Source organism: Paraburkholderia sp. Tr-20389, assembly GCF_017104565.1.
Classification (GTDB): Bacteria; Pseudomonadota; Gammaproteobacteria; order Burkholderiales; family Burkholderiaceae; genus Paraburkholderia.
On record NZ_JAAGPD010000081.1, the window covers coordinates 1 to 22620 of the forward strand.

Below are 22620 nucleotides of genomic sequence, written 5' to 3' on the forward strand. Positions count from 1 at the left end.
GAGCGGCTCAAGCAACTTATCAACGAAAAACGGCCCGGGCGCTCTTGCGCTCGGGCCGTCAAGTCCAGACCGTTTCGTTATACCGTTCGAGTCCTCAAAAGAGACCTTAACTGAACGGCATTACGGCATGTGCCGGCGTTTTTTCATGGGGTGGTGCGCGAAGGCGATTACTGCGAGGCAGCCGGCATCGACGCATTGCCCGCGTCCGTTGCCGCCATCTGCGCCTTCACGCGCTCGCCAAGCTGATACACGGCCAGCGCATAGAAGAAGCTGCGGTTATAGCGCGTGAGCACGTAGAAATTCTTTAGACCAAGCGTGTATTCCGTGGGCCGGCCCGGCGAAGGCAGATCGACCACGGTGACGGGCGTGCCCGCTTCCGTACGCGTATCGAGCCCTGGCTGGTTCATCAGCATGCCCGCCTTCAGCAGTTGCTGAAGTGACCAGCGCGGCTCCGGCGCGCCCGTCGCGGCGGCTTGCGCAATGCCGAGGCTGCCCGTGTCCGTCGCGATGTTCCACACGACGGGACGACCCGTTTCCCAGCCGTTCTGCTTCAGATAATTCGCGACGCTGCCGATTGCATCGGCCTGGCTCGTGCGCAGATCGATCTTCTTGTTGCCGTCGTAATCGACTGCGTACTGCACGATGCTGCTCGGCAGAAACTGCGGAATGCCGATCGCGCCCGTGTATGAGCCGAGTACCGTAGTCGGGTCGATTTGGGAATCTCGCGTCCACACCAGATAGTCTTCGAGATTCTTGCGGAACGTGATCATCCGGTCCGCGCGATTCGGCGTGTTCGGGTAATCGAACGAGAGCGTGGTGAGCGCGTCGAGCACGCGGAAGTTGCCCATGTAGCGGCCGTAGATCGTTTCGACGCCGATGATGCCGACGATCACTTCGGGCGGCACGCCATATTGCTCGTATGCGCGTTGCAGCGTTGCCTGGTTCGCGCGCCAGAACTTCACGCCGGCATTGATGCGCACCGGGTCGAGAAAGCGCGCCTGGTACACGCGCCAGTTCTTGACCGACGGCGTCGGCGAAGGCGTCACGAGCTTCACGGCCGTTGCCGAGTAGCTGACGCGCGCGAACAGTACGTGCAGTGCGGCCGTATCGAAGTCGTAGCGCGCTGACATGTCGTTGATGAACGCGTCGACGTCGGCATTGTTTGCGTAACGCTGCGGAACGATCTCTTCTTCGAAGGTCTGCCCTTGCGCCGGTTGCTCGGGCTGACTCTGTGCGAGCTGCATGCGCGGCTTGCTGTTGACGGTCTGCGCCGAAGCCGGGCTGACTCCCGCGAACGCGCACCATGCGATGGACAGTGCGGCGGCTACAGTCGTTGCGCGTAGCCGATGTGATGCGGACGGAGCAAGCTTGACGGTCATGGTGAACTGGATTTGTGCGGGCGAAAAAAGTTACGGGGAAGTATACCCGACGGGGTTCTTGAAACTGTGCAGAAGCGTTGCGGCAGCACGGTCTGGGCGCATCGTGTGGTAAGTTCGTAGTATTCGCGCAACCCGCTTGCGTCAATGGACGGAGACATGCAGTGCAGGTTCGCCATGACTGGCGCGCGCGCTGCTGAAAATCAACTCATGGCAACCGGTTTCTATTCACACGCAGACTGTCTGCAGCATGAGATGGGTCAATGGCATCCCGAATGCCCAGCCCGGCTGCAGGCAATCGAAGACCAGCTGATCGCGAGCCGCATCGGCGAGCTGATCGAACGCGAGTCCGCACCGCTTGCCGACGAAGCCGCGCTGTTGCGCGTGCATACGAAGGCGCACGTCGACTATCTCCGCGAGCGCTCGCCGCAGAGCGGCTACGCGGAGATCGACCCCGACACGTCGATGAACCCGCACACGTGGACGGCCGCCTTGCGCGCGGCGGGCGCAGCCGTCGCCGCCACCGACGCCGTAATCGAAGGCCGTTACGACAATGCGTTTTGCAGCGTGCGTCCGCCGGGCCATCACGCAGAGCCCGCACGCGCCATGGGCTTCTGTTTCTTCAACAACGTCGCGATCGCCGCACGGCATGCGCTCGAGGTGCACAAGCTAGAGCGCGTGGCCATCATCGATTTCGACGTGCATCACGGCAACGGCACGGAGGCCGCGTTTTCGAACGACGCGCGCGTGCTGATGTGCAGCATCTTCCAGCATCCGTTCTATCCGTTCACGGGCGCCGACAACCAGGCGCCGAACATGTGCAACGTGCCGATCGCGGCGCGCTCGAAGGGCATGGTCGTGCGCGAAGCCATCGACATGATCTGGCTGCCTCGGCTCGACGCGTTCAAGCCGCAGATGTTGTTCGTGTCGGCGGGCTTCGACGCGCACCGTGAAGACGATCTCGGCAACATGGCGCTCGTCGAGGACGACTACGCGTGGATCACTCAACAGATCCGCCAGGTCGCCGACAAGTATGCGAAAGGGCGTATCGTCAGCTGTCTGGAAGGCGGCTACAACCTGTCGGCGCTCGGACGCAGCGTCGTCGCGCACGTGCGGGCGCTCGCGGACATCTGAGCGCGCGAGGGCATGCACAGGAGGAGGCGGCATCATGAACGCAGAGGCTACGGGCGCACTGATCGAGCGCGCGCAAGACGCGTATGACCTGCGCGGCGTCGTGCGTCTCACGCTGAACCGGCCGGACGCGTTCAATGCACTTTCCGAGGCGCTGCTCGAAGAGATGCAGGCGCATCTCGCCGACATCGCGAAGAGCGACGCGCGCGTCGTCGTGATCGCGGGCGCGGGCCGCGCGTTTTGCGCCGGGCACGATCTGAAGGAAATGCGCGCGGCGCCGTCGCTCGACTACTATCAGTCGCTGTTCGCGCGCTGCTCGAAATTGATGCTCGCGATCCAGCGCCTGCCGCAGCCGGTGATCGCACGCGTGCACGGCGTCGCGACGGCAGCGGGTTGCCAGCTCGTCGCCATGTGCGATCTCGCCGTTGCCGCCGATACGGCGCGCTTCGCGGTGTCGGGCGTCAACCTTGGGCTTTTCTGTGCGACGCCGTCCGTGCCGCTGTCGCGCAACCTGTCGCGCAAGGCCGCGCTCGAAATGCTGCTCACGGGCGACTTCATCGATGCGATGGCCGCGAAGCAGCAAGGTCTCGTGAATCGCGTGGTGCCGATGGACGCGCTCGACATCGAGGTCGCGGCGCTCGCGAAGAGCATCTGCGCGAAGCCGCGCGAGGCCGTCGAAGCGGGCAAGGGCCTGTTCTACCGGCAGCTCGAAATGGGCATCGAAGCCGCGTATCGGCTGGCCGGGCAGACGATGGCCTGCAACATGATGGACGAATCGGCGCTCGAAGGCGTGCAGGCGTTCATCGACAAGCGGCCGCCGGACTGGAAACCCACGTCGGGCGGCTGAGCTTCGCCCATCGGCTTCACTCCGAACGCTTCAATATCCACGCAACGAGCGCGTCGATCACGCGCTCGCGGTCGAGGTCGTTCATCGTCTCGTGATAGCTGCCGTCGTAGATCGTCAGCGTCTTGTCGGGCGAGCCTGCATGCGCGCCGAAGTCGCGGCTGCCTTCGGGTTCGGTAAGCTTGTCGGCCGTCCCGTGCCACACGAGCAGCGGCGTGCGCAGACGGGCGCGCCCCTGTTCGATGCGCTGCATCGCCAGCAGGAGTTCGGCGCCCGTGCGGGCGGGAATCGCGCCGTGATGCACGAGAGGATCGTTGCGGTTCGCATCGACCACGCTTTGATCGCGCGACAGCAGCGCCGCGTCGATTTTCATCGCCGGGAAGCTCGGCCACACGCGGCTGATCTTCTGGCTCAGCGCAAGCATCCAGCGCGGCACGTCGCGGCCTGGTGCGAGTGCGGGACTCGACAGGATCAGGCCGCTGAGTGCGCGCCGGCCGTCAGCCTTTTGTTCGATTGTATGCAGTGCCGCGATCGCGCCGCCCATGCTATGGCCCATCAGGAACAGCGGCCCGTCGTTGCGAGCGGCCTCGCCGACGAGTGCATCGGCATCCAGCAGGTACTCGTCGAACCGCTCGACCCATGCGCGCCGGCCCGGCGCGTTGCCGTGGCCGCGCAAGTCGACGGCAAGCAGTTCGATACCGTGCGCGTTGAGCATGTGCGCGAGCGCTGCGTAGCGTCCGGCGTGTTCGGCCAGACCGTGAACGAGTGCGACCGTCGCGCGGCGCAGCCCTGCCGCACGCCAGCGATAAAGCGGCAGCGCGAGGCCGTCGCGCGTCATGATCTGCGAACGCTCGGGCTTCGGCGTCACGGATGCGGTGTTGGCCTGTCTGGTCTCCATCGGCAATTGTCCGATCATTATTGGGATGCGCACGATCATAGCGGCACGCGCAGGCGGTATCGTGTTCGATTCGTCCAAGTCGGCCTCTAATTCTCCTCCGTTATGAAAGCCGCTGAATTGATTATTAAAGGATATGACGCCACTGCGGTAAAATCGTCTGGTTAAATTCCAATAAAAGTCACGGCGGCCGGTGCCCAAGGTGTGCGACGCCCGCTGGCAAGTCCGCCGTTTCGTTTTTCATGATCGAACTACGCAATCTTTCACAGCGTTTTCCGGGGCCACGGGGCTGGGTCGAGGCGCTGCACAACGTCAATCTGTCGATCCCCCAAGGCGAGGTATTCGGCATCATCGGGCGCAGCGGCGCGGGCAAGAGCACGCTGGTGCGCACGATCAACCTGCTGACGCGCCCCACAGAAGGCAATGTCGTCGTCGACGGCCGCGACCTCACGACGATGCCCGCCGCGCAGTTGCGTGAGGCGCGCCGCGAGATCGGCATGATCTTCCAGCACTTCAACCTGCTGTCGTCGCGCACGGTGTTCGACAACGTCGCGCTGCCGCTCGAACTGGCCGGCATGAAGCGCGCGGAAATCGAGGCGCACGTGCTGCCGCTGCTCGAACTGGTCGGACTGTCCGCGCAGAAGGACCGCTATCCGTCGCAAATCAGCGGCGGCCAGAAGCAGCGCGTCGGCATTGCGCGCGCGCTGGCGAGCAAGCCGAAAGTGCTGCTGTCCGACGAAGCGACTTCCGCGCTCGATCCCGAAACGACACGTGCGATTCTCGATCTGCTCAGGCGCATCAACCGCGAACTGAAGCTGACCATCGTGCTGATCACGCACCAGATGGAAGTGATCAAGCAGGTTTGCGATCGCGTCGCGGTGCTCGACAACGGCCGTGTGGTCGAAGAGGGCAAGGTCATCGACGTGTTTCTGCAGCCGCGTCACGAAGTCACGCGCGCGCTGATCGGCGATGTGATCGCTCAGGAATTGCCGCCCGCGCTGAAGGTACGTGTCGCCGAGCGTCTCAAGACGGGCAGCGGCCATTTGCTGCGGCTCGCGTTCACGGGTTCCGGCGTCGATCAGCCGATTCTCTCGGAGACGATTCGCCGCTACGAACTGGACTTCAACATCCTGCACGGCCAGATCGACGAGATCCAGGGCCAGGCGTTCGGCTCGCTCGCGGTGCTCGCGGGCGGCGAGCCGGCGAAGGTGGCGCAGGCAATGACGTTCCTGCGCGAACAGGGCGTGGTGGTGGAGGAGTTGTCGTATGTTGAGTGAAATGTTCGATATGTTCGTGCAGTCGTTCTGGGAGACGCTGATCATGGTCGGCATCTCGGGGCTGATCGGCGCGGCCGTCGGTCTGCCGCTCGGTGTGGCGCTCTATCTGACCGATCGCCAGGGCGTGCTGCAAAACCTGCCGTTCAATCGCGCGATGGGCGTCGTCGTCAATGCGGTGCGCTCGGTGCCGTTCATCATTCTGCTCGTTGCGGTGATTCCGTTTACGCGTCTTGTGGTCGGTTCGTCGATCGGCACGGCGGCGGCCGTCGTGCCGCTGACGATCGCCGCTGCGCCGTTCATCGCGCGGCTCGTCGAGACGGCGCTGCGCGAAGTCGATCGAGGCCTGATCGAAGCGGCGCAGGCGATGGGCGCGACCACGTCGCAGATCGTCTTCAAGGTGCTGCTGCCGGAATCGCTGCCGGGCATCGTCGCCGGTCTGACGATCACCTTCGTTTCGCTGGTCGGCTATTCGGCGATGGCGGGCGCGATCGGCGGCGGCGGTCTGGGCGATCTGGGCATCCGTTACGGCTATCAGCGCTTTCTGCCGGAAGTGATGGTGACGGTCGTTGTGATCCTGATCGTCTTCGTGCAGCTGGTGCAGTCGTTCGGGGATTGGCTCGTGCGTCGCCTGAGCCACAAATAAACAACGTCAAGAGAAAAAGGTTTGGTCATGCAACGTCGTTTCATTCTGAAGATCGCGGCCGTGCTGGGCGCGGCATCGCTCATCGGTACATCGCCGCTCGCATTCGCCGACGAATCGATCAAGGTCGGCGTCACGGGCGGGCCGCACGCGCAACTGATGGACGTCGTGAAGACGGTCGCTGCGAAGAACGGCCTGAACATCAAGGTCATCGAGTTCTCGGACTACGTGCAGCCGAACGCGGCGCTCGCGGGCGGCGATCTCGACGCAAACAGCTACCAGCACGACCCGTATCTGCAGGCGCAGGTGAAGGACCGCGGCTACAAGCTGATCAAGATTGCCGACACGGTCACGTTCCCGATGGGCATCTATTCGAAGAAGGTGAAGTCGCTGGCCGAGCTGCCGAACGGCGCGAAGATCGCCGTGCCGAACGATCCGACCAATGGCGGCCGCGCGCTGCTGTTGCTGCAGAAACAGGGCTTGATCAAGCTGCGCGCCGACGCGGGCCTGAAGGCGACGCCGCTCGACATCGCCGAGAACCCCCGGAAGCTGAAGATCGTCGAACTCGACGCTGCGCAGATTCCACGCTCGCTCGGCGATGTCGACGCAGCGGCCATCAACACGAACTTCGCGATGGAAGCGGGGCTGAAGCCGAAGCAGGATGCCATTGCGATCGAAGACCCGAAGGGCCCGTATGTGAACATCATTGCGATCCGCGAGGCGGACCGCAACAAGCCGTGGGTGGCGAAGCTGATCGCGGCTTACCACTCGCCGGAAGTGAAGCAGTTCATCGAAAGCAAGTTTGGCGGCGCGGTGATCGCGGCTTGGTGATGACAAGTTGAGCCGTGAAGGTGGCGGATGTTGCCAGCATCGACGCAATCGGCCCGAATCGGTAGCAACCCGGACTTGGCCTCCGGGTTTTTTCCGGTTTAGAATAGCACGACCGTTCGCTATTTCCGCCGCGCTGCCGGCGAGCGATATCCTGAAACACCACGCAATCCCGGGGCGGCTTCCGCAGAGGCTATCGCTATAATGTCCGTCGGGTTGACGTATTCGTAACTTTGGAGCGTGTGCATGAAAATCCTGGTGCCAGTCAAGAGAGTGGTTGACTACAACGTGAAGGTCCGCGTGAAGTCGGACAACACGGGTGTCGACATCGCCAACGTGAAAATGTCGATGAATCCGTTCGACGAAATCGCTGTTGAAGAAGCGGTGCGTCTGAAGGAAGCGGGCGTCGCGACGGAAGTGATCGCCGTGTCGGCGGGCGTCACGCAATGTCAGGAAACGCTGCGCACGGCGCTGGCGATCGGCGCGGACCGCGCGATCCTGATCGAATCGAATGAAGATCTGCAGCCGCTGGCTGTGGCGAAGCTGCTGAAGGCGCTGGTCGACAAGGAACAGCCGCAGCTGGTCATTCTCGGCAAGCAGGCCATCGACGACGACTCGAACCAGACCGGTCAGATGCTCGCTGCACTGGCGAATCTGCCGCAGGCGACTTTCGCATCGAAGGTTGTCGTCGCTGACGGCAAGGCGACGGTGTCGCGCGAAGTGGACGGCGGCGCGGAAACGCTGTCGCTCAAGCTGCCCGCCGTGGTCACGACCGATCTGCGCCTGAACGAGCCGCGTTATGTGACGCTGCCGAACATCATGAAGGCAAAGAAGAAGCCGCTCGAAACCGTGAAGCCGGAAGACCTGGGCGTCGATGTGGCGCCGCGTCTGAAGACGCTGAAGGTCAGCGAGCCGCCGAAGCGCTCGGCCGGCGTGAAGGTGGCCGACGTGAAGACGCTGGTCGAAAAGCTCAAGACCGAAGCCAAGGTGCTTTGATTTTTCGGGCACACGGAGACGAATGAAATGACGATTCTGGTAATTGCTGAACACGACAACGCGGCGCTCAAGGCAGCGACGCTGAACACGGTTGCTGCCGCGCAGAAGATCGGTGGCGACGTGCATGTGCTGATCGCCGGCCACAACGCGCAAGGTGCGGCCGACGCGGCGGCGAAGGTCGCAGGCGTGGCGAAGGTGCTGCTTGCCGATGCACCGCAACTGGCTGAAGGCCTCGCGGAGAATGTCGAGGCGACGGTGCTGAACATCGCGAAGGATTACTCGCACATCCTCGCGCCCGCTACGGCGTACGGCAAGAACATCGCGCCGCGTATCGCCGCGAAGCTCGACGTCGCGCAGATCAGCGACATCACCGCTGTGGATTCGGCCGATACGTTCGAACGCCCGATCTACGCGGGCAATGCAATCGCGATCGTGCAATCGGTTGATCCCATCAAGGTCATTACGGTTCGCACGACGGGTTTCGATCCGGTGGCGGCGGAAGGCGGCAGTGCATCGGTCGAGAAGATCGAAGCTGCGGCCGACTCCGGTATCTCGCAGTTCGTGAGCCGCGAAGTGACGAAACTCGACCGTCCTGAACTGACGTCGGCGAACATCATCGTGTCGGGTGGCCGCGGTCTGGGCAGCGGCGAGAACTACACGAAGGTGCTGGAGCCTTTGGCCGACAAGCTCGGCGCGGCAATGGGCGCATCGCGCGCAGCCGTCGACGCCGGCTACGTGCCGAACGACTATCAGGTCGGCCAGACCGGCAAGATCGTCGCGCCGCAGTTGTACATCGCGGTCGGCATTTCGGGTGCGATCCAGCATCTGGCGGGCATGAAGGACTCGAAGGTCATCGTCGCGATCAACAAGGACGAAGAAGCGCCGATTTTCAGCGTCGCGGATTACGGCCTGGTCGGCGATCTGTTCGCGGTCGTGCCCGATCTGGTGAAGGAACTCGGCTGATCGACCGACGCGCCGTCTGACGGCGCGCGACACCAGCGGAAAGAGGCGCTAGGATGATGAATCCAGCGCCTCTTTTTTCATTGGAGTCGGGAGGAGACACAGATGAGCTACGCGGCACCCATCAAGGACATGCTGTTCGTGATGCAGGAACTCGCCGGACTGAAAGACATTGCGGCCCTGCCCGGACTCGAAGAAGCGAACGCCGATACCGCACAAGCCGTGCTCGAAGAATCGTCGAAGCTGTGCGGTGAAGTGCTGGCGCCGCTGAACGTCGAAGGCGACCGGAATCCGAGCACGTGGAAAGACGGCAAGGTCACGGCGAGCCCCGGTTTCGCCGACGCCTTCCGCCAGTTTTCCGCGGGCGGCTGGCAGGGCGTGCAGCATCCGGTCGAATACGAAGGCCAGGGCCTGCCGAAGCTGATCGCGACGGCGTGCATCGAAATGCTCAATGCGTCGAACCTGGCGTTCGCGCTGTGTCCGCTGCTGACGGACGGTGCCATCGAGGCGCTGCTCACCGCAGGTAGCGAAGAACTGAAGCAGACCTACGTGCCGCGCCTGATTTCTGGCGAATGGACGGGCACGATGAACCTCACCGAGCCGCAAGCCGGCTCCGACCTCGCGCTGGTGCGCACGCGCGCGGAACCGCAGGGCGATGGTTCGTACAAGATCTTCGGCACGAAGATCTTCATCACGTGGGGCGAGCACGACATGGCGGACAACATCGTCCATCTGGTGCTCGCGCGCACGCCGGATGCGCCGGAAGGCGTGAAGGGGATCTCGCTGTTCGTCGTGCCCAAGTTCCTCGTCAATGAAGACGGCTCGCTGGGCGAACGCAACGACGTGCACTGCGTGTCGATCGAACACAAGCTCGGCATCAAGGCGAGCCCGACGGCCGTTCTCCAGTTCGGCGACCACGGTGGCGCAATCGGTCAGCTGGTCGGCGAGGAAAATCGCGGCCTCGAATACATGTTCATCATGATGAACGCGGCGCGCTTCGCGGTCGGCATGCAGGGCGTGGCGATTTCGGACCGCGCGTACCAGAAGGCGGTCGCGTACGCGAAGGAGCGCGTGCAGAGCCGTCCCGTCGATGGCTCGGCGAAGCAGGCGGTATCGATCATTCATCATCCGGACGTGCGCCGGATGCTGTCGACGATGCGTGCGCTCACGGAAGGCTCGCGCGCACTCGCGTATGTCGCCGCAGCGCATTGCGACATCGCGCACCATCACGCCGACGAAGCCAAACGCGCCGAGCATCTGGCGATCTACGAATACCTGGTGCCGATCGTGAAGGGCTGGAGCACGGAGCTGTCCATCGACGTGACGAGCCTGGGCGTGCAGGTGCACGGCGGCATGGGCTTCATCGAGGAAACGGGCGCGGCGCAGTACTACCGCGACGCCCGCATCCTGCCGATCTACGAAGGCACGACGGCGATCCAGGCGAACGATCTGGTCGGCCGCAAGACGTTGCGCGACGGCGGCGCGGTCGCGAAGGCGCTGCTCGCGGAGATCGCGCAGACGGTCGAAGCGCTGAAGCAGCAGAAAGGCGCGGCCTTCGCGTCGATGCAGAAGCATCTGTCGCGTGGCCACGATGCGTTGCAATCGACGGTGGCGTTCGTCGTCGCGAATGCGAAGAGCGATCCGAACGCGGTGTTTGCGGGCAGCGTGGCGTATCTGAAGCTCGCGGGGATCGTGCTGGGCGGCTGGCAGATGGCGCGCGCGATGCTCGCCGCGCAGGCAAAGCTCGATAACGATCCGTCGTTCTACGGCGCGAAGCTCGCGACGGCGCAGTTCTTCGCGGAACACGTGCTGCCGCAGGCGGTGGCGCTGGAGGCGTCGATCGTCAGCACGAAGGGCAGTGAAGGCGTGCTGGCGCTGCACGAAGACCAGTTCTGAGCACGACTCGACACGCTCGACACGGTACAAACAACAACGGCGCCCAAGGGCGCCGTTATTTCATCATCAAGACTCGCTTGCGGAATCAGGCGTAAGCCGGACGCGTCTGGCCTGCCGTTTCGCCGAGATACCGATGCACCGACAGGTCGCCCGACTGGATCGCCGGACGCTTGCCCGAGATCAGATCGGCGAGCAGTTGGCCCGAGCCGCACGACATCGTCCAGCCGAGCGTGCCGTGACCCGTGTTCAGGAACAGGTTCGACACGGGCGTGCGACCGACGATCGGCGTGCCGTCCGGCGTCATCGGACGCAGGCCGGTCCAGAACGTCGCCTTCGACGTATCGCCGCCGCCCGGGAACAGGTCGTTGACGCACATTTCGAGCGTTTCGCGGCGGGCTTGCTTCAGCTTCTTATCGAAGCCGACAATCTCCGCCATCCCGCCGACGCGAATCCGGTCGTCAAAACGCGTGATTGCGATCTTATACGTCTCGTCGAGCACCGTCGAAACGGGCGCGGACTTCGCATCGACGATCGGGGCCGTGATCGAGTAGCCCTTGAGCGGATAGACGGGAATCTTGACCAGGCCCGACAGAAACTTCGTCGAGTACGAGCCGAGCGCGACGACGAAACTGTCCGCGCGCACGATTTCATTGCCGCACTTCACGCCGGCGATGCGGTCGCCTTCCATTGCGAGTGCGTCGATCGGCGTGTTGTAGCGGAATTTGACGCCCAGTTGCTCGGCGAGCGCAGCAAGGCGCGTCGTGAACAGCTGGCAATCGCCCGTTTCGTCGCCCGGCAGACGCAGGCCGCCTGTCAGTTTGTGCGCCGTCGCGGCGAGCGCCGGTTCAGCGCGCGCCAGGTCCGCCGGCATCAGCAGTTCGTACGGCACGTTCGCTTCTTCGAGCACGGCGACGTCCTTCGCGGCGCCATCGAGTTGCTGCTGCGTGCGGAACAGTTGCAACGTGCCGCCCGTCCGGCCTTCGTATTGAATGCCCGTTTCGGCGCGCAGCGCCTGCAGGCAGTCGCGGCTATATTCGGCGAGGCGCACCATGCGGCCCTTGTTGACCGCATAACGCTCGGATGTGCAGTTCTGCAGCATCTGCCACATCCATTGGAGCTGGAATTGCGTGCCGTCGAGACGGATCGCGAGTGGCGCATGCTTCTGGAACATCCATTTGACGGCCTTCAGCGGCACGCCGGGCGCAGCCCAAGGCGACGCGTAGCCCGGCGAGATCTGGCCGGCGTTCGCGAAGCTCGTTTCGAGCGCAGGACCCGCCTCGCGGTCGATCACGGTCACTTCGTGACCCGCGCGCGCAAGATAATAGGCACTCGTTACCCCAACGACGCCACTGCCCAGAACGACGACTCGCATAGCTGCTCCATAAAGGTCGAAAGGCTCGCGGCGTAGCGGAAAACCTCGCGCGTCGTGATTTTGTTCGATTGACGAGGTGAAATGCCGGATGCCTAGTGTTAACCGCTATACTATTTCCGTCGTACTAGGTTTTGTTATTGTATTTTTTGGATTTTCAGTAAATACCATGCGTACACAGCGTCATCCAGTGCGAGCGCTCGACAAACTCGACCACAAGATCCTGAAAATCCTCCAGATCGACGGCCGGATCGCGATGAAGGAGTTGTCCGAACAGGTGGGTCTCTCGGTGACGCCGTGCATCGAGCGCGTCAAACGCATGGAGCGCGACGGCGTGATCACCGGCTACCATGCGCGCGTGAATCCGGCGGAACTGGGCGCTGCGCTGCTGGTGTTCGTCGAGATCACGCTGGCTCACAAGAGCGGCAACATGTTCGACCAATTCCGCCGGGAAGTGCAGAAGATCCCGGAAGTGCTCGAATGCCATCTGGTGTCGGGCGACTTCGACTATCTGATCAAGGCGCGCATCGGCGAGATGGCCGACTATCGCAAGCTGCTCGGCGACATCCTGCTGCAACTGCCCGGCGCGGTGCAGTCGAAGAGCTATGTCGTGATGGAGGAAATCAAGGAAACGCTGACGATCGCCGTCGGCGAATGATGCCCCGCGCGGACTGCACGGGGTAGCGAGGCCATTGAACCGGCCCTTGAAGTCGTGCTCGACAAAAGCCGTAAACACTGTATATTTGTACAGTATCTTGCGCTGCTTTTGAAGTGTGCCGTGACCGACTACGACCGAGACATTCCCGAATATCCGATCGCGCCGCCTGCTCCGCGCAAGGGGCGGGGCGCGGTGACGAATCTGCAGGGCCGCTACGAGGTGGATCAGCGCGAAGCGGTCGATGACGGCTGGATCGCGCCGTCGGAAGAAGAAGCGGGGCGTCCGGCGCTGCGCACGCAGATTTTCGAGGAGCGCGCGAAGAGCATCCTCACGCATAACCAGTCGCCGGATATCCCGTTCAGCGTGTCGCTGAATCCTTATCGCGGGTGCGAACACGGCTGCATCTATTGCTTCGCGCGGCCCACGCACAGCTATCTCGGCTTGTCACCGGGGCTCGACTTCGAGAGCCGGATCTACGCGAAGGTCAACGCGCCCGAGCTGCTCTCTCGCGAGATGGCGAAGAGGTCGTATGTGCCGGAGCCGATCGCGCTCGGCGTAAACACGGATGCGTGGCAGCCCGTCGAACGCGATCTGCAACTCACGCGGCGGGTGATCCAGGTGATGAGCGACCACAATCAGGCGTTCGCGGCGATCACGAAGAATTCGCTAATCGAGCGGGACATCGATCTGTTGGCGCCGATGGCCGCGAAAGGATTGATGATGGCCGCGATCACCATCACGACGCTCGACGCCGACATCGCCCGCACGCTCGAACCACGCGCGGCGACGCCCGCGCGCCGGCTCAGGACGATCCGCGCGCTGAGCGAGGCGGGTATCCCCGTGGGCGTCAGCATCGCGCCCGTAATTCCGTTCATCACCGACCAGGACATGGAGCGCGTGCTCGAGGCGTGCGCGGAAGCAGGCGCGACGAGTGCGAGCTATATCGTGCTGCGTTTGCCGTGGGAGGTCGCGCCACTCTTCAAGGGCTGGCTCGAAGCGCATTTCCCCGATCGCGCCGAACGCGTGATGAACCGAGTGCGCGACATGCGCGGCGGCAAGGACTACGACTCGTCATTTTCGACGCGTATGAAAGGCGAAGGACTATGGGCCGACCTGCTCAGGCAGCGCTTTGCAAACGCAGTTCGGCGGCTTGGGATGAATGCACGTAATCACGGCATCCTCGATATGTCGCATTTCCGGCGTGTGGAGCAGTCCAGGCCCGCGGCACCGCAAGCATCGCCGCAGATGAGTCTCTTCTGAGTACCGGATTCCCGGCGAGTGCTTATTGCGAGATCGCTTTTGCGGCTTCGACCTGAGATTCGAAGTAGGTCTGGAACGACAGCGCGAGGCCCGTCATCAAAAGAAACGCGCCGATCAGCAGCGAAAAGATCACCACGAAGATGACAGTCCAGCCGGAGCGGCTTTGCTGCGTGGTGTCCGCGTTGAACTGGGCGTCCCATTTGTCGTCGGGACGAAGACCGTAGACGATCGCCGCGAGGAAAGCTGCCAGCATCGACACGGCGCCGGGAAACGCGAGCACCCAGCCCATGATCGCGGCGCGCTCGGTGGCGACGAGCAACATGAAGCCGGGAATACCGATGATCGTGCCGACGAGGTGCGCCCAGCCCCAGACGTCGCGCAGTCCATATAAATAGAAGCGGTGCGCGCCGAGCGTGCCGAACAGAAAGGCGAGCGCGGCGGTCAGGGTCTTGGAGCGAAAGCGGGCGTTATGCGTAGCGACGGTGGCCATGAACGTGAGCGACGGGAGTGACGGATGGCTTGCGATGACTGCGCATCGGCGCACAGCCGACGCGCATTCTACGCCGCCCGCTTCGCTCGCGGCACGTGTTGCCGGTTATGCCGCGGGCTCGAGTTGCACCATGAGCCGTGCCGCCAACGGCCCGGGATGTACGGCATGGAATCAAGCGGCGAACAGGGCGTGGCGTCGGCGCGACGGCCTTACGGAAGGCGAACCAGGCAGCGTCGTGAAGCGTTGTGCGGCTTTCCCATAAAGGTCGAGCAGGCCATTTCGACGCTAACCAGCGCGAGATTTAAGCCGCCGCTGCGGCCTCCTGGCTCAGTTTATCCCGCTAAGTGTTTGTTGTGATTTTGGTTTCAGGATATAATCGCGTGTTTCAGTAGTTTCGAACCCCGGTTTTCAAGGATTCTAGTATGGTCATCATCCGCTTGGCTCGTGGCGGCTCGAAGAAGCGCCCGTTCTACAACATCGTCGCAACCGATTCGCGTAGCCGTCGTGACGGCCGCTTCATCGAGCGCGTTGGCTTTTACAACCCGGTCGCTACGAAGGGTGAGTCGCTGCGTATCGCTCAAGATCGCCTGACGTACTGGCAAGGCGTTGGCGCACAACTGTCGCCGACGGTCGCGCGTCTGGTGAAGGAAGCGCAAAAGGCGCAACCGGCTGCGTAAGTTGCAGTTTCACGGTACATCGCCGGCTCGTGCGGCATTGGTTTTGCGCGAGTCTGAGGTGTGCAGGTTTGACGTATGCAGGCTTGAGGTTCGCTGATGTCGGAGCGTGATTCGGGTAGTTCAGGTCGCGCGAAGGCGAAAACGCAGTCTGGCGCGAAAGCGTCATTTGGCGCGTTCGTCCGCAAGCCGGTCGAGAAGGTCGTGGCGAATGCCGCATCGGCACAGGAAGCTCGTGCTGAGTCGGCGGAAAGCTGGCCCGACGACGCAGTTGAAGTCGGCGCAATCGTCGACGCATACGGTCTCAAAGGTTGGGTGAAGGTGGCCGCGCATGCGGACGCCGGTCATGGCGGCGACGCCTTGCTCAGCGCGAAACGCTGGTGGCTCGAGAAGGGCCGCGAGCGCAAGTCGGCACCCTGCCTGCAGTCAAAGGTTCACGGCGACAGCATCGTTGCACAACTGGGCGGCACTGCCGACCGCGATGCTGCGCTAGCGTTGCGCGGTCACCGCGTGTACGCACGCCGGAGCGATTTCCCTGCGCTCGGAACCGACGAATTCTACTGGGTCGACCTGCTGGGCCTCGATGTCGTCAACGAGGCAGGCGTCGAACTCGGCAAAGTTGCAGATCTGATCGACAACGGTGCGCAGTCGGTGTTGCGCATCGAGTATCCGGCTACTGGCAAAGACGGCAAGCCGGTTACCGGCGAGCGCTTGATCCCGTTCGTCGGTGTCTATGTCAAAACGGTGGATCAGGCGGCGAAGAAGATCATCGTCGACTGGGAAGCCGATTACTAGAACATTCGCTTCACGGAGAGAGCGATGCAGTTCGATATCGTTACGCTCTTTCCAGAGATGTTTCGCGCGCTGACCGACTGGGGCATTACGAGCCGCGCAGCGAAGCAGGAGCGCTATGGTTTGCGCACGTGGAATCCACGCGATTTCACAACCGACAACTACCGCACAATCGACGATCGCCCGTACGGCGGCGGACCCGGCATGGTCATGCTGGCCAGACCGCTGGAAGACGCGATCGACGCCGCGAAAGCGGCGCAGGCGGAGCAGGGCATTGGCGGCGCACGTGTCGTGATGATGTCGCCGCAAGGCGCCACGCTCAATCACGACAAGGTCATGCGCTTTGCCGCCGAGCCCGGTCTGATCCTGCTGTGCGGTCGCTATGAGGCGATCGATCAGCGGCTGATCGATCGTGTCGTCGACGAAGAAGTCAGTCTCGGCGACTTCGTGCTGTCGGGTGGCGAGTTGCCGGCAATGGCGCTGATCGACGCCGTCGTGCGTCATCTGCCGGGCGTGCTGAACGATGCGCAATCGGCGGTGCAGGACAGTTTCGTCGACGGTTTGCTGGATTGCCCACATTACACACGTCCGGAAGAATACGACGGCGTGCGCGTACCCGATGTGCTGCTCGGCGGCCATCATGCGGAAATCGAGCAATGGCGGCGGCGTGAGGCACTGCGCAATACGTGGCTCAAGCGGCCCGATCTGATCGATCAGGCCAGAAAGAACAAGTTGTTGAGTCGCGCCGACGAGGCGTGGCTCACAAGTCTCGCGAAAGAAGCCTCGAAGCATTGAGCTTCGGGCGACAACGTGAGATCGAGGCGGAGCCGTCCATGCGTGGCCGGCTCCAGATGTGAACCCATCCTCTATCGGGGCCGTAGCCGGGCGCGAAGCGCGAGGCAGGTACGAACGCCGACAAGATGGCACCAGGAGTCAGTAATGAATCTGATTGCAAAACTTGAGCAGGAAGAAATCGAGCGCGCGCTCGCAGGCAAAACCATTCCCGAATTCGCTCCCGGCGATACGGTGATCGTGAGCGTCAACGTGGTTGAAGGTAACCGCAAGCGCGTTCAGGCCTACGAAGGCGTCGTGATCGCGAAGCGTAACCGTGGCCTCAACTCGTCGTTCATCGTCCGCAAGATTTCGTCGGGCGAAGGCGTCGAGCGTACGTTCCAAACGTATTCGCCGCTGCTGGCAAGCATCGTCGTGAAGCGTCGTGGCGATGTGCGTCGTGCAAAGCTGTACTACCTGCGCGAGCGTTCGGGCAAGTCGGCTCGAATCAAAGAGAAGCTGGTGTCGAAAGACCGCGCTGCTCAAGCGTAAAAGCTGTAAGAAAAAGCACCCCTCGCGGGTGCTTTTTTGTTTGTCAGGTCAGAATAGCGTTATGTCCCACGAGCGCTCGTTTCGAGATTTCCATTGACCGCGCCTTCCCGTCCGTCCCGTCCCGTCTTTGACCCCGAAAGCTTGCCTGTCGAACCGGCAGACCTCGTTCTGCCCGCCATCGCGCCCGATCGCCTGACGCCGGACGGCTTGCGCGCGCGCTTCGACCGCGACCTGCCGTGGGAGCAGGAGACTCGCGAGGTGCGCTGGCGCGAAACGGCCGATCCGCGCGTCGCCGCAGTGCTCGTGGCGCTCGTGGTCCGCGAAGAGGGGCTGACGGTGCTGCTCACGCAGCGTACCGCGCATCTGAACGATCACGCGGGGCAGGTCAGTTTCCCCGGCGGCCGTCACGAGCCGCACGACGCCACGACGACAGCGACAGCATTGCGCGAAGCGCAGGAAGAGGTCGGGCTCGATCCGTCGCGGGTCGAAGTGCTCGGCTCGTTGCCGGAATATCTGACGGGTACGGGGTTTCGCGTGACGCCCGTGGTCGGTCTCGTGCATCCGCCGTTCACGGTGCAGGCCGACACCTTCGAGGTCGCGGAAATCTTCGAGGTGCCGCTGCGCTTCCTGATGGATCCGCAGAACCATGAAGTGCGTGTACTGAACTGGGAAGGCGGCAATCGTCGTTTTTTTGCAATGCCGTATCCGCGCGGCACGCCGGACGGAACGGGCGGCGATTACTTTATCTGGGGCGCAACGGCGGGCATGTTGCGCAATTTCTATCGCTTCCTCGCTGCCTGATGAGCGGCGACGCACTCGGCACACGGCCTCGCTGTATTACGTTTGTATTGCAGCGCCTCAGCCTCATCCGACCCTGTGCTATCGTAATAACGAATTCCGCTTATCGGACCAGATCGTCCGGCACTCACTGCCCGGCAAGAACTCGAATAGCACGGCGTCTCGCATGACTTTTTTCTCCGTATTGCTGGCCCTCATCCTCGAACAGGTGCGCGCGCTCTCGCCGAACAACCCGGTGTCGGCGCTCCTTCAATACCATGCGGAGTCGACCGCGCACGGCTTCGATGCCGGCAAGGAAAAGCACGGGTTCCTCGCGTGGCTGGTCGTCGTGCTGCCGTGGACGCTCGTCACGGGCCTGATCTACTTCGTGCTGTATGAGATTCACTTCGTGCTCGCGTTCCTGTGGAACGTTGCGGTGCTGTATTTCACGCTCGGTTTCCGCCAGTTCAGTCATTACTTCACCGACATCCATCTGTCGCTGAACAACGACGACGTGCCGCGCGCGCGCGAAATCCTCAACGAATGGACGGGCCTCGATACCGTCGACATGCCCGTCAGCGAAATCGTGCGCCACACGCTGATTCACGCGGTCGTCGCGTCGCATCGGCATGTGTTCGGCGTGTTCTTCTGGTTCCTGATTCCCGTTGGTCCGGCGGGCGCGGTGTTGTATCGCACGGCCGAGTATCTGGCGCGCACGTGGTCGAAGCCCACCGACGACCGGACCGTTGCGTTCTCCACCTTCGCGCAGCGCGCGTTCTTCGTGATCGACTGGATTCCGTCGCGTCTGACGGCGCTGGGATTCGCGATCGTCGGCAATTTCGAGGACGCGATCTACGCATGGCGCAATCATGCGCGTCAGTGGCCGGACGCGAACGACGGCGTGCTGCTCGCCTCGGGCAGCGGTGCGTTGGGCGCGCGTCTGGCGGGCCCGCTTGCCGAAGTATCGAGCCTCGACGCGCTGGCGACGGGCGACGGTGGCCCGATGCCCGTCGGCGACGACTGTACGCCGCGCACGCTGCAATCGGCCGTGGGCCTCGTGTGGCGGGCGGTGATTCTGTGGATGATCCTGCTGCTGATGCTGACGATCGCCGTCTGGCTCGCCTGAAGCCGAACGCCGGCGTTTCAAAACGACGTAACGACAGAACGCCAAAAGGCGCGCTCAACCGTCCAGCGGATCGCGCGCCGTACCGCAGTTCCAGCACACGGTGAACTGCGCTTCGAGCATCTCCCCGCAATGTGTGCAGCGCCAGCGTGGCGCATCGGCTGCCGGCCCGCTGCGCGCCGCGTCGATCAGCTTTCTTGCCAGCGCCTCGTCGCGTTCGTCGACGAGCCACAATTCCGGCGCGCACTGATCCGCCGGAATTTCACCGATCGCGCCGCTCAGATACCGGTTATGCAGTTCGCATGCGATCCCCGCTGCCGCCAGCACGTTGACCCAGTGCTGCCCGATCACGACGTTGGGCGCGCGCATCAGCTTCATCATCATGCGATCAGCGGACGATCTGGCTCGCCTCGTGCACGAGCTGCGCGTAGAGTGCGTGCCGTTCCTTCGCGATGCGGCCATCGGCGACGGCTTCGAGAATCGCGCAACCCGGCTCGTGCAGATGATGGCAGTTGTAGAAGCGGCAATCGGCCAGAAGCGGCCTGAACTCCGGAAACGCGCGTTCGAGCTTGCCTTCCGTCAGATGATGCAGACCGAATTCCTGGAAGCCGGGCGAATCGATCAGCGCACCTTCGGTGCCGGGCAGCGGATAGAGGCGCGTGAACGTGGTCGTGTGACGGCCGCTATTGAGCGCCGTCGAGATCTCGCGCGTCGCTACTTCGGCATTGGGAATCAGCAGATTGACGAGCGTCGACTTGCCCATCCCCGACTGGCCGAGCAGCAGCGTCGAATGGCCGTGCAGGTGTTCTTCGAGGGTTGCGCGCGCGGCGTCGGGCTGTGCCTTGATCGACACTTCGAGCACCGTGTAGCCAAGCCCGCGATACCGTTCGAGCCGCTTGCGCGCGAGCGGCAGCGCGGCTTCGACGTCGATCTTGTTCAGCACGATCAGCGGCGTCAGCTCGTTCTCTTCCGCCGCGACGAGCGCGCGCCCGAGCAGGTCTTCGCTGAAATGCGGTTCGGTGGCGAGGACGATCAGCAATTGATCGAGATTCGCCGCGAACAGCTTCGACTTGTACTGATCCGAGCGATACAGCAGATTGCGCCGTTCGCCGATCTCGACGATCACGCCCTGATCGGCGGAGGTCGGTTCGTACAGGACCTGATCGCCGACGGCGATTTCACTGCGCTTGCCGCGCGGGAAGCATTGGAGGATCGCGCTGCCGTCTTCGGGCGCGACGATGTAGTGACGGCCATGCGCTGCGATCACGAGGCCGCGCACGCGATCCTGCGCGCGGTCGCTGGCGGCAGCCGCGCGCAGCGCTTTCGGCGAGCGGCCGCTCATGCGTGACGCAGCAGCCGGTCGATCCGCTGCGAAGCGGGCGGGTGCGAGTAGTAAAACGCGGTATAGAGCGGGTCGGGCGTGAGTGTCGACGCGTTGTCTTCGTACAGCTTGACGAGCGCGTTGACGAGATCCTTTGCATCGGTTTGCGTCGCGGCGAACGCATCGGCTTCGAACTCATGCTTGCGCGAACTGAGGCTGCCGAGCGGCGTCACGAAGAACAGGAACACGGGCACCGCGAGAAAGAACAGCACGAGTGCGAGGCCGTCGTTGCTGCCCGTCATCGACGGACGCACGCCCAGACCTTCGAAGAACCACGTGCGCTGCGTGAGCCAGCCGAGCAACGCGAGCATCGCGAGGCTGATCAGGAACGTGACGACCATCCGCTTGATCACATGGCGGCGCTTGAAGTGGCCGAGTTCATGCGCGAGCACCGCTTCGATCTCGCTGCCCGACAGGCGCGAGAGCAGCGTGTCGAAGAACACGATCCGCTTGGACGAACCGAAGCCCGTGAAATACGCGTTGCCGTGCGCGGAGCGGCGGCTGCCGTCCATCACGAACAGGCCCTTCGCTGCGAAGCCACAGCGCTTCATCAGTGCGTCGATGCGCTGCACGAGCGCCTCGTCTTTGAGCGGCTCGAACTTGTTGAACATCGGGGCAATGAAGGTCGGATACAGAATCAGCACGAGCATCTGGAACACGACCCAGACGACCCATGTCCACCACCACCAGTACGTGCCCGCCTGATTCATCAACCACAGCACGACGAACAGCAGCGGCAAGCCGAACGCGGCGCCTAGCAGCACGCCCTTGATGCGGTCGGCGAAAAAGATGCGTTTCGTCATCCGGTTGAAGCCGAAGCGCTGCTCGACCACGAACTGGCGGTAATACTCGAAGGGCAGGTCGATGGCGCTCGTGATCGCGATGACGGCTGCCACCAGCGCGATCTGGCCGATATAGCCGCGCCCGAGCCAGTCGCCGATGGCGAGATCGATGGCCTGCACGCCGCCGAGCAGTGTCAGCCCGATCAGCACGGCTGCGCCGACGACGATCTCGGCCATCGTCAGGCGCGTGCGTTCGATCGTGTAATCGGCGGCGCGCTGATGCGCGGTGAGGGCGATCGTGCCTGTGAACTGCTGCGGCACGCTCTCGCGGTGCGCGGCCACGAAGCGGATCTGCCGCGACGCGAGCCAGAGCTTCGTGCCGACCATCGCCACGACGGCGAGCACGAACAGAACGGTGAAGTACAGAGTAGGCATCCGGGGAATCCGTGGGTTCTATGCGAGAATTATATGTTTGTTCCCGCCTGCGGGCGGGAGCGCGCCATCCAAATCGGGGTTGCCTTCAATGACTGACATTATCGAATCCGTCGATCAGCCGCTCGCGCGCACCGACATGAATCTCGTCTGGCTCGACATGGAAATGACGGGGCTCGATCCCGACAACGACCGCATCATCGAAATCGCCGTGGTCGTGACCAATTCGACGCTCGACAAAATGGTCGAAGGCCCTGTGCTGGCCATTCACCAGAGCGACGAAACGCTCGGCAAGATGGACGACTGGAACAAGAACACGCACGGCCGTTCGGGGCTGATCGACCGCGTGCGCGCGTCGACGGTGACGGAAGCGGAAGCCACCGGGCAGATCCGCGCGTTTCTCGGCCAGTACGTGCCGCCCGGCAAGTCGCCGATGTGCGGCAACTCGATCTGCCAGGACCGCCGTTTCATGGCGCGGTGGATGCCCGAACTGGAAACGTTCTTCCATTACCGGAACCTCGACGTCAGCACGCTGAAGGAACTGTGCCGCCGCTGGCAGCCCGCGATCTACAAGGGCTTCCAGAAGCGCGCGATGCACACGGCATTGGCCGACATCCACGAATCGATCGACGAACTGCGCTACTACCGCGAGCATTTCCTGGTTCCTGCGGCCAGCGCAGCCGACGCATCGTCCAGCGACGCGAGCGCGCAATAAG

Annotated in this window: 24 protein-coding genes; 17 read left to right on the top strand and 7 right to left on the bottom strand. The window is 63.0% G+C overall.

Annotation, left to right across the window (positions count from 1 at the left end; translation table 11 throughout):
- Positions 1 to 167: 167 nt before the first annotated feature.
- The gene (gene mltB, locus G3N95_RS39120) at positions 168 to 1379 is read right to left on the bottom strand and encodes a lytic murein transglycosylase B (protein ID WP_205975429.1); all 1212 of its coding nucleotides are present in this window, start codon (positions 1377 to 1379) and stop codon (positions 168 to 170) included.
- A gap of 207 nt (positions 1380 to 1586) precedes the next feature.
- Here mltB and G3N95_RS39125 point away from each other — a divergent pair, with 207 nt between their 5' ends.
- Positions 1587 to 2510, top strand: coding sequence for a histone deacetylase family protein (locus G3N95_RS39125; protein WP_205975430.1), 924 nt, complete (start codon positions 1587 to 1589; stop codon positions 2508 to 2510).
- 34 nt (positions 2511 to 2544) lie between these two features.
- Positions 2545 to 3354, top strand: coding sequence for an enoyl-CoA hydratase (locus G3N95_RS39130; protein WP_205975431.1), 810 nt, complete (start codon positions 2545 to 2547; stop codon positions 3352 to 3354).
- Positions 3355 to 3370: 16 nt separating this feature from the next.
- On the opposite strand, the gene G3N95_RS39135 is transcribed toward G3N95_RS39130, so the two are convergent.
- Positions 3371 to 4249: an alpha/beta hydrolase gene (locus G3N95_RS39135; protein WP_205975432.1), complete on the bottom strand. Its 879-nt coding sequence runs from the start codon at positions 4247 to 4249 to the stop codon at positions 3371 to 3373.
- Between the two features lie 239 nt (positions 4250 to 4488).
- On the opposite strand from G3N95_RS39135, the gene G3N95_RS39140 reads away from it, so the two are divergent.
- The 6 genes from G3N95_RS39140 (at position 4489) to G3N95_RS39165 (ending at position 10843) form a co-directional block, all read left to right on the top strand.
- On the top strand, positions 4489 to 5523 hold the full coding sequence (locus tag G3N95_RS39140) for a methionine ABC transporter ATP-binding protein (RefSeq protein ID WP_205975433.1): 1035 nt from the start codon (positions 4489 to 4491) through the stop codon (positions 5521 to 5523).
- Positions 5513 to 6166 (top strand): methionine ABC transporter permease, encoded by a 654-nt coding sequence (locus G3N95_RS39145; protein ID WP_012400169.1) that lies wholly within the window; start codon positions 5513 to 5515, stop codon positions 6164 to 6166. Before G3N95_RS39140 ends, G3N95_RS39145 begins: the two co-directional genes overlap by 11 nt.
- A 27-nt stretch (positions 6167 to 6193) precedes the next feature.
- The gene (locus G3N95_RS39150; RefSeq protein ID WP_205975434.1) at positions 6194 to 6994 is read left to right on the top strand and encodes a MetQ/NlpA family ABC transporter substrate-binding protein; all 801 of its coding nucleotides are present in this window, start codon (positions 6194 to 6196) and stop codon (positions 6992 to 6994) included.
- Positions 6995 to 7237: 243 nt separating this feature from the next.
- On the top strand, positions 7238 to 7987 hold the full coding sequence (locus G3N95_RS39155; RefSeq protein ID WP_205975435.1) for an electron transfer flavoprotein subunit beta/FixA family protein: 750 nt from the start codon (positions 7238 to 7240) through the stop codon (positions 7985 to 7987).
- 27 nt (positions 7988 to 8014) lie between these two features.
- On the top strand, positions 8015 to 8950 hold the full coding sequence (locus G3N95_RS39160; RefSeq protein ID WP_205975436.1) for an FAD-binding protein: 936 nt from the start codon (positions 8015 to 8017) through the stop codon (positions 8948 to 8950).
- Between the two features lie 102 nt (positions 8951 to 9052).
- Complete coding sequence (locus tag G3N95_RS39165; protein ID WP_205975437.1) at positions 9053 to 10843, top strand: acyl-CoA dehydrogenase; 1791 nt, start codon at positions 9053 to 9055, stop codon at positions 10841 to 10843.
- An 85-nt stretch (positions 10844 to 10928) separates the two neighbouring features.
- Here G3N95_RS39165 and G3N95_RS39170 read toward each other — a convergent pair whose 3' ends face one another.
- Positions 10929 to 12215: a D-amino acid dehydrogenase gene (locus tag G3N95_RS39170; RefSeq protein WP_205975438.1), complete on the bottom strand. Its 1287-nt coding sequence runs from the start codon at positions 12213 to 12215 to the stop codon at positions 10929 to 10931.
- A 166-nt stretch (positions 12216 to 12381) separates the two neighbouring features.
- On the opposite strand from G3N95_RS39170, the gene G3N95_RS39175 reads away from it, so the two are divergent.
- Complete coding sequence (locus G3N95_RS39175) at positions 12382 to 12870, top strand: Lrp/AsnC ligand binding domain-containing protein (protein ID WP_205975439.1); 489 nt, start codon at positions 12382 to 12384, stop codon at positions 12868 to 12870.
- A 120-nt stretch (positions 12871 to 12990) separates the two neighbouring features.
- On the top strand, positions 12991 to 14130 hold the full coding sequence (locus G3N95_RS39180) for a PA0069 family radical SAM protein (RefSeq protein ID WP_205975440.1): 1140 nt from the start codon (positions 12991 to 12993) through the stop codon (positions 14128 to 14130).
- Positions 14131 to 14152: 22 nt separating this feature from the next.
- On the opposite strand, the gene G3N95_RS39185 is transcribed toward G3N95_RS39180, so the two are convergent.
- Positions 14153 to 14620: an NINE protein gene (locus G3N95_RS39185; protein ID WP_205975441.1), complete on the bottom strand. Its 468-nt coding sequence runs from the start codon at positions 14618 to 14620 to the stop codon at positions 14153 to 14155.
- Positions 14621 to 15042: 422 nt separating this feature from the next.
- On the opposite strand from G3N95_RS39185, the gene rpsP reads away from it, so the two are divergent.
- From rpsP to G3N95_RS39215, 6 genes are all read left to right on the top strand, one after another.
- The gene (rpsP, locus tag G3N95_RS39190; protein WP_008923497.1) at positions 15043 to 15297 is read left to right on the top strand and encodes a 30S ribosomal protein S16; all 255 of its coding nucleotides are present in this window, start codon (positions 15043 to 15045) and stop codon (positions 15295 to 15297) included.
- A 96-nt stretch (positions 15298 to 15393) separates the two neighbouring features.
- Positions 15394 to 16089, top strand: a complete 696-nt coding sequence (gene rimM / locus G3N95_RS39195) for a ribosome maturation factor RimM (protein WP_205975442.1) — start codon at positions 15394 to 15396, stop codon at positions 16087 to 16089.
- Between the two features lie 24 nt (positions 16090 to 16113).
- Positions 16114 to 16881 (top strand): tRNA (guanosine(37)-N1)-methyltransferase TrmD, encoded by a 768-nt coding sequence (trmD, locus tag G3N95_RS39200; RefSeq protein WP_205975443.1) that lies wholly within the window; start codon positions 16114 to 16116, stop codon positions 16879 to 16881.
- Positions 16882 to 17025: 144 nt separating this feature from the next.
- Positions 17026 to 17409 (top strand): 50S ribosomal protein L19, encoded by a 384-nt coding sequence (gene rplS, locus G3N95_RS39205; RefSeq protein WP_012400181.1) that lies wholly within the window; start codon positions 17026 to 17028, stop codon positions 17407 to 17409.
- Between the two features lie 93 nt (positions 17410 to 17502).
- Positions 17503 to 18210, top strand: a complete 708-nt coding sequence (locus G3N95_RS39210) for a CoA pyrophosphatase (RefSeq protein ID WP_205975444.1) — start codon at positions 17503 to 17505, stop codon at positions 18208 to 18210.
- A 163-nt stretch (positions 18211 to 18373) separates the two neighbouring features.
- A complete protein-coding gene (locus tag G3N95_RS39215; RefSeq protein WP_205975445.1) occupies positions 18374 to 19312 on the top strand; it encodes a CobD/CbiB family protein in 939 nt (312 codons plus the stop codon).
- Between the two features lie 54 nt (positions 19313 to 19366).
- Here G3N95_RS39215 and G3N95_RS39220 read toward each other — a convergent pair whose 3' ends face one another.
- From G3N95_RS39220 to G3N95_RS39230, 3 genes are read right to left on the bottom strand one after another with little or no spacing between them, the layout of a single operon-like run.
- Positions 19367 to 19687 carry a DUF2007 domain-containing protein gene (locus tag G3N95_RS39220; protein ID WP_205975454.1) on the bottom strand — a complete coding sequence of 107 codons (321 nt, stop codon included), beginning with the start codon at positions 19685 to 19687 and terminating at the stop codon, positions 19367 to 19369.
- Positions 19688 to 19697: 10 nt separating this feature from the next.
- Complete coding sequence (gene rsgA, locus G3N95_RS39225) at positions 19698 to 20651, bottom strand: ribosome small subunit-dependent GTPase A (protein WP_205975446.1); 954 nt, start codon at positions 20649 to 20651, stop codon at positions 19698 to 19700.
- Positions 20648 to 21907, bottom strand: a complete 1260-nt coding sequence (locus tag G3N95_RS39230; protein WP_205975447.1) for a M48 family metallopeptidase — start codon at positions 21905 to 21907, stop codon at positions 20648 to 20650. Before G3N95_RS39230 ends, rsgA begins: the two co-directional genes overlap by 4 nt.
- A gap of 88 nt (positions 21908 to 21995) precedes the next feature.
- On the opposite strand from G3N95_RS39230, the gene orn reads away from it, so the two are divergent.
- A complete protein-coding gene (orn, locus tag G3N95_RS39235; RefSeq protein WP_205975448.1) occupies positions 21996 to 22619 on the top strand; it encodes an oligoribonuclease in 624 nt (207 codons plus the stop codon).
- The last annotated feature ends 1 nt before the right edge of the window (position 22620 follow it).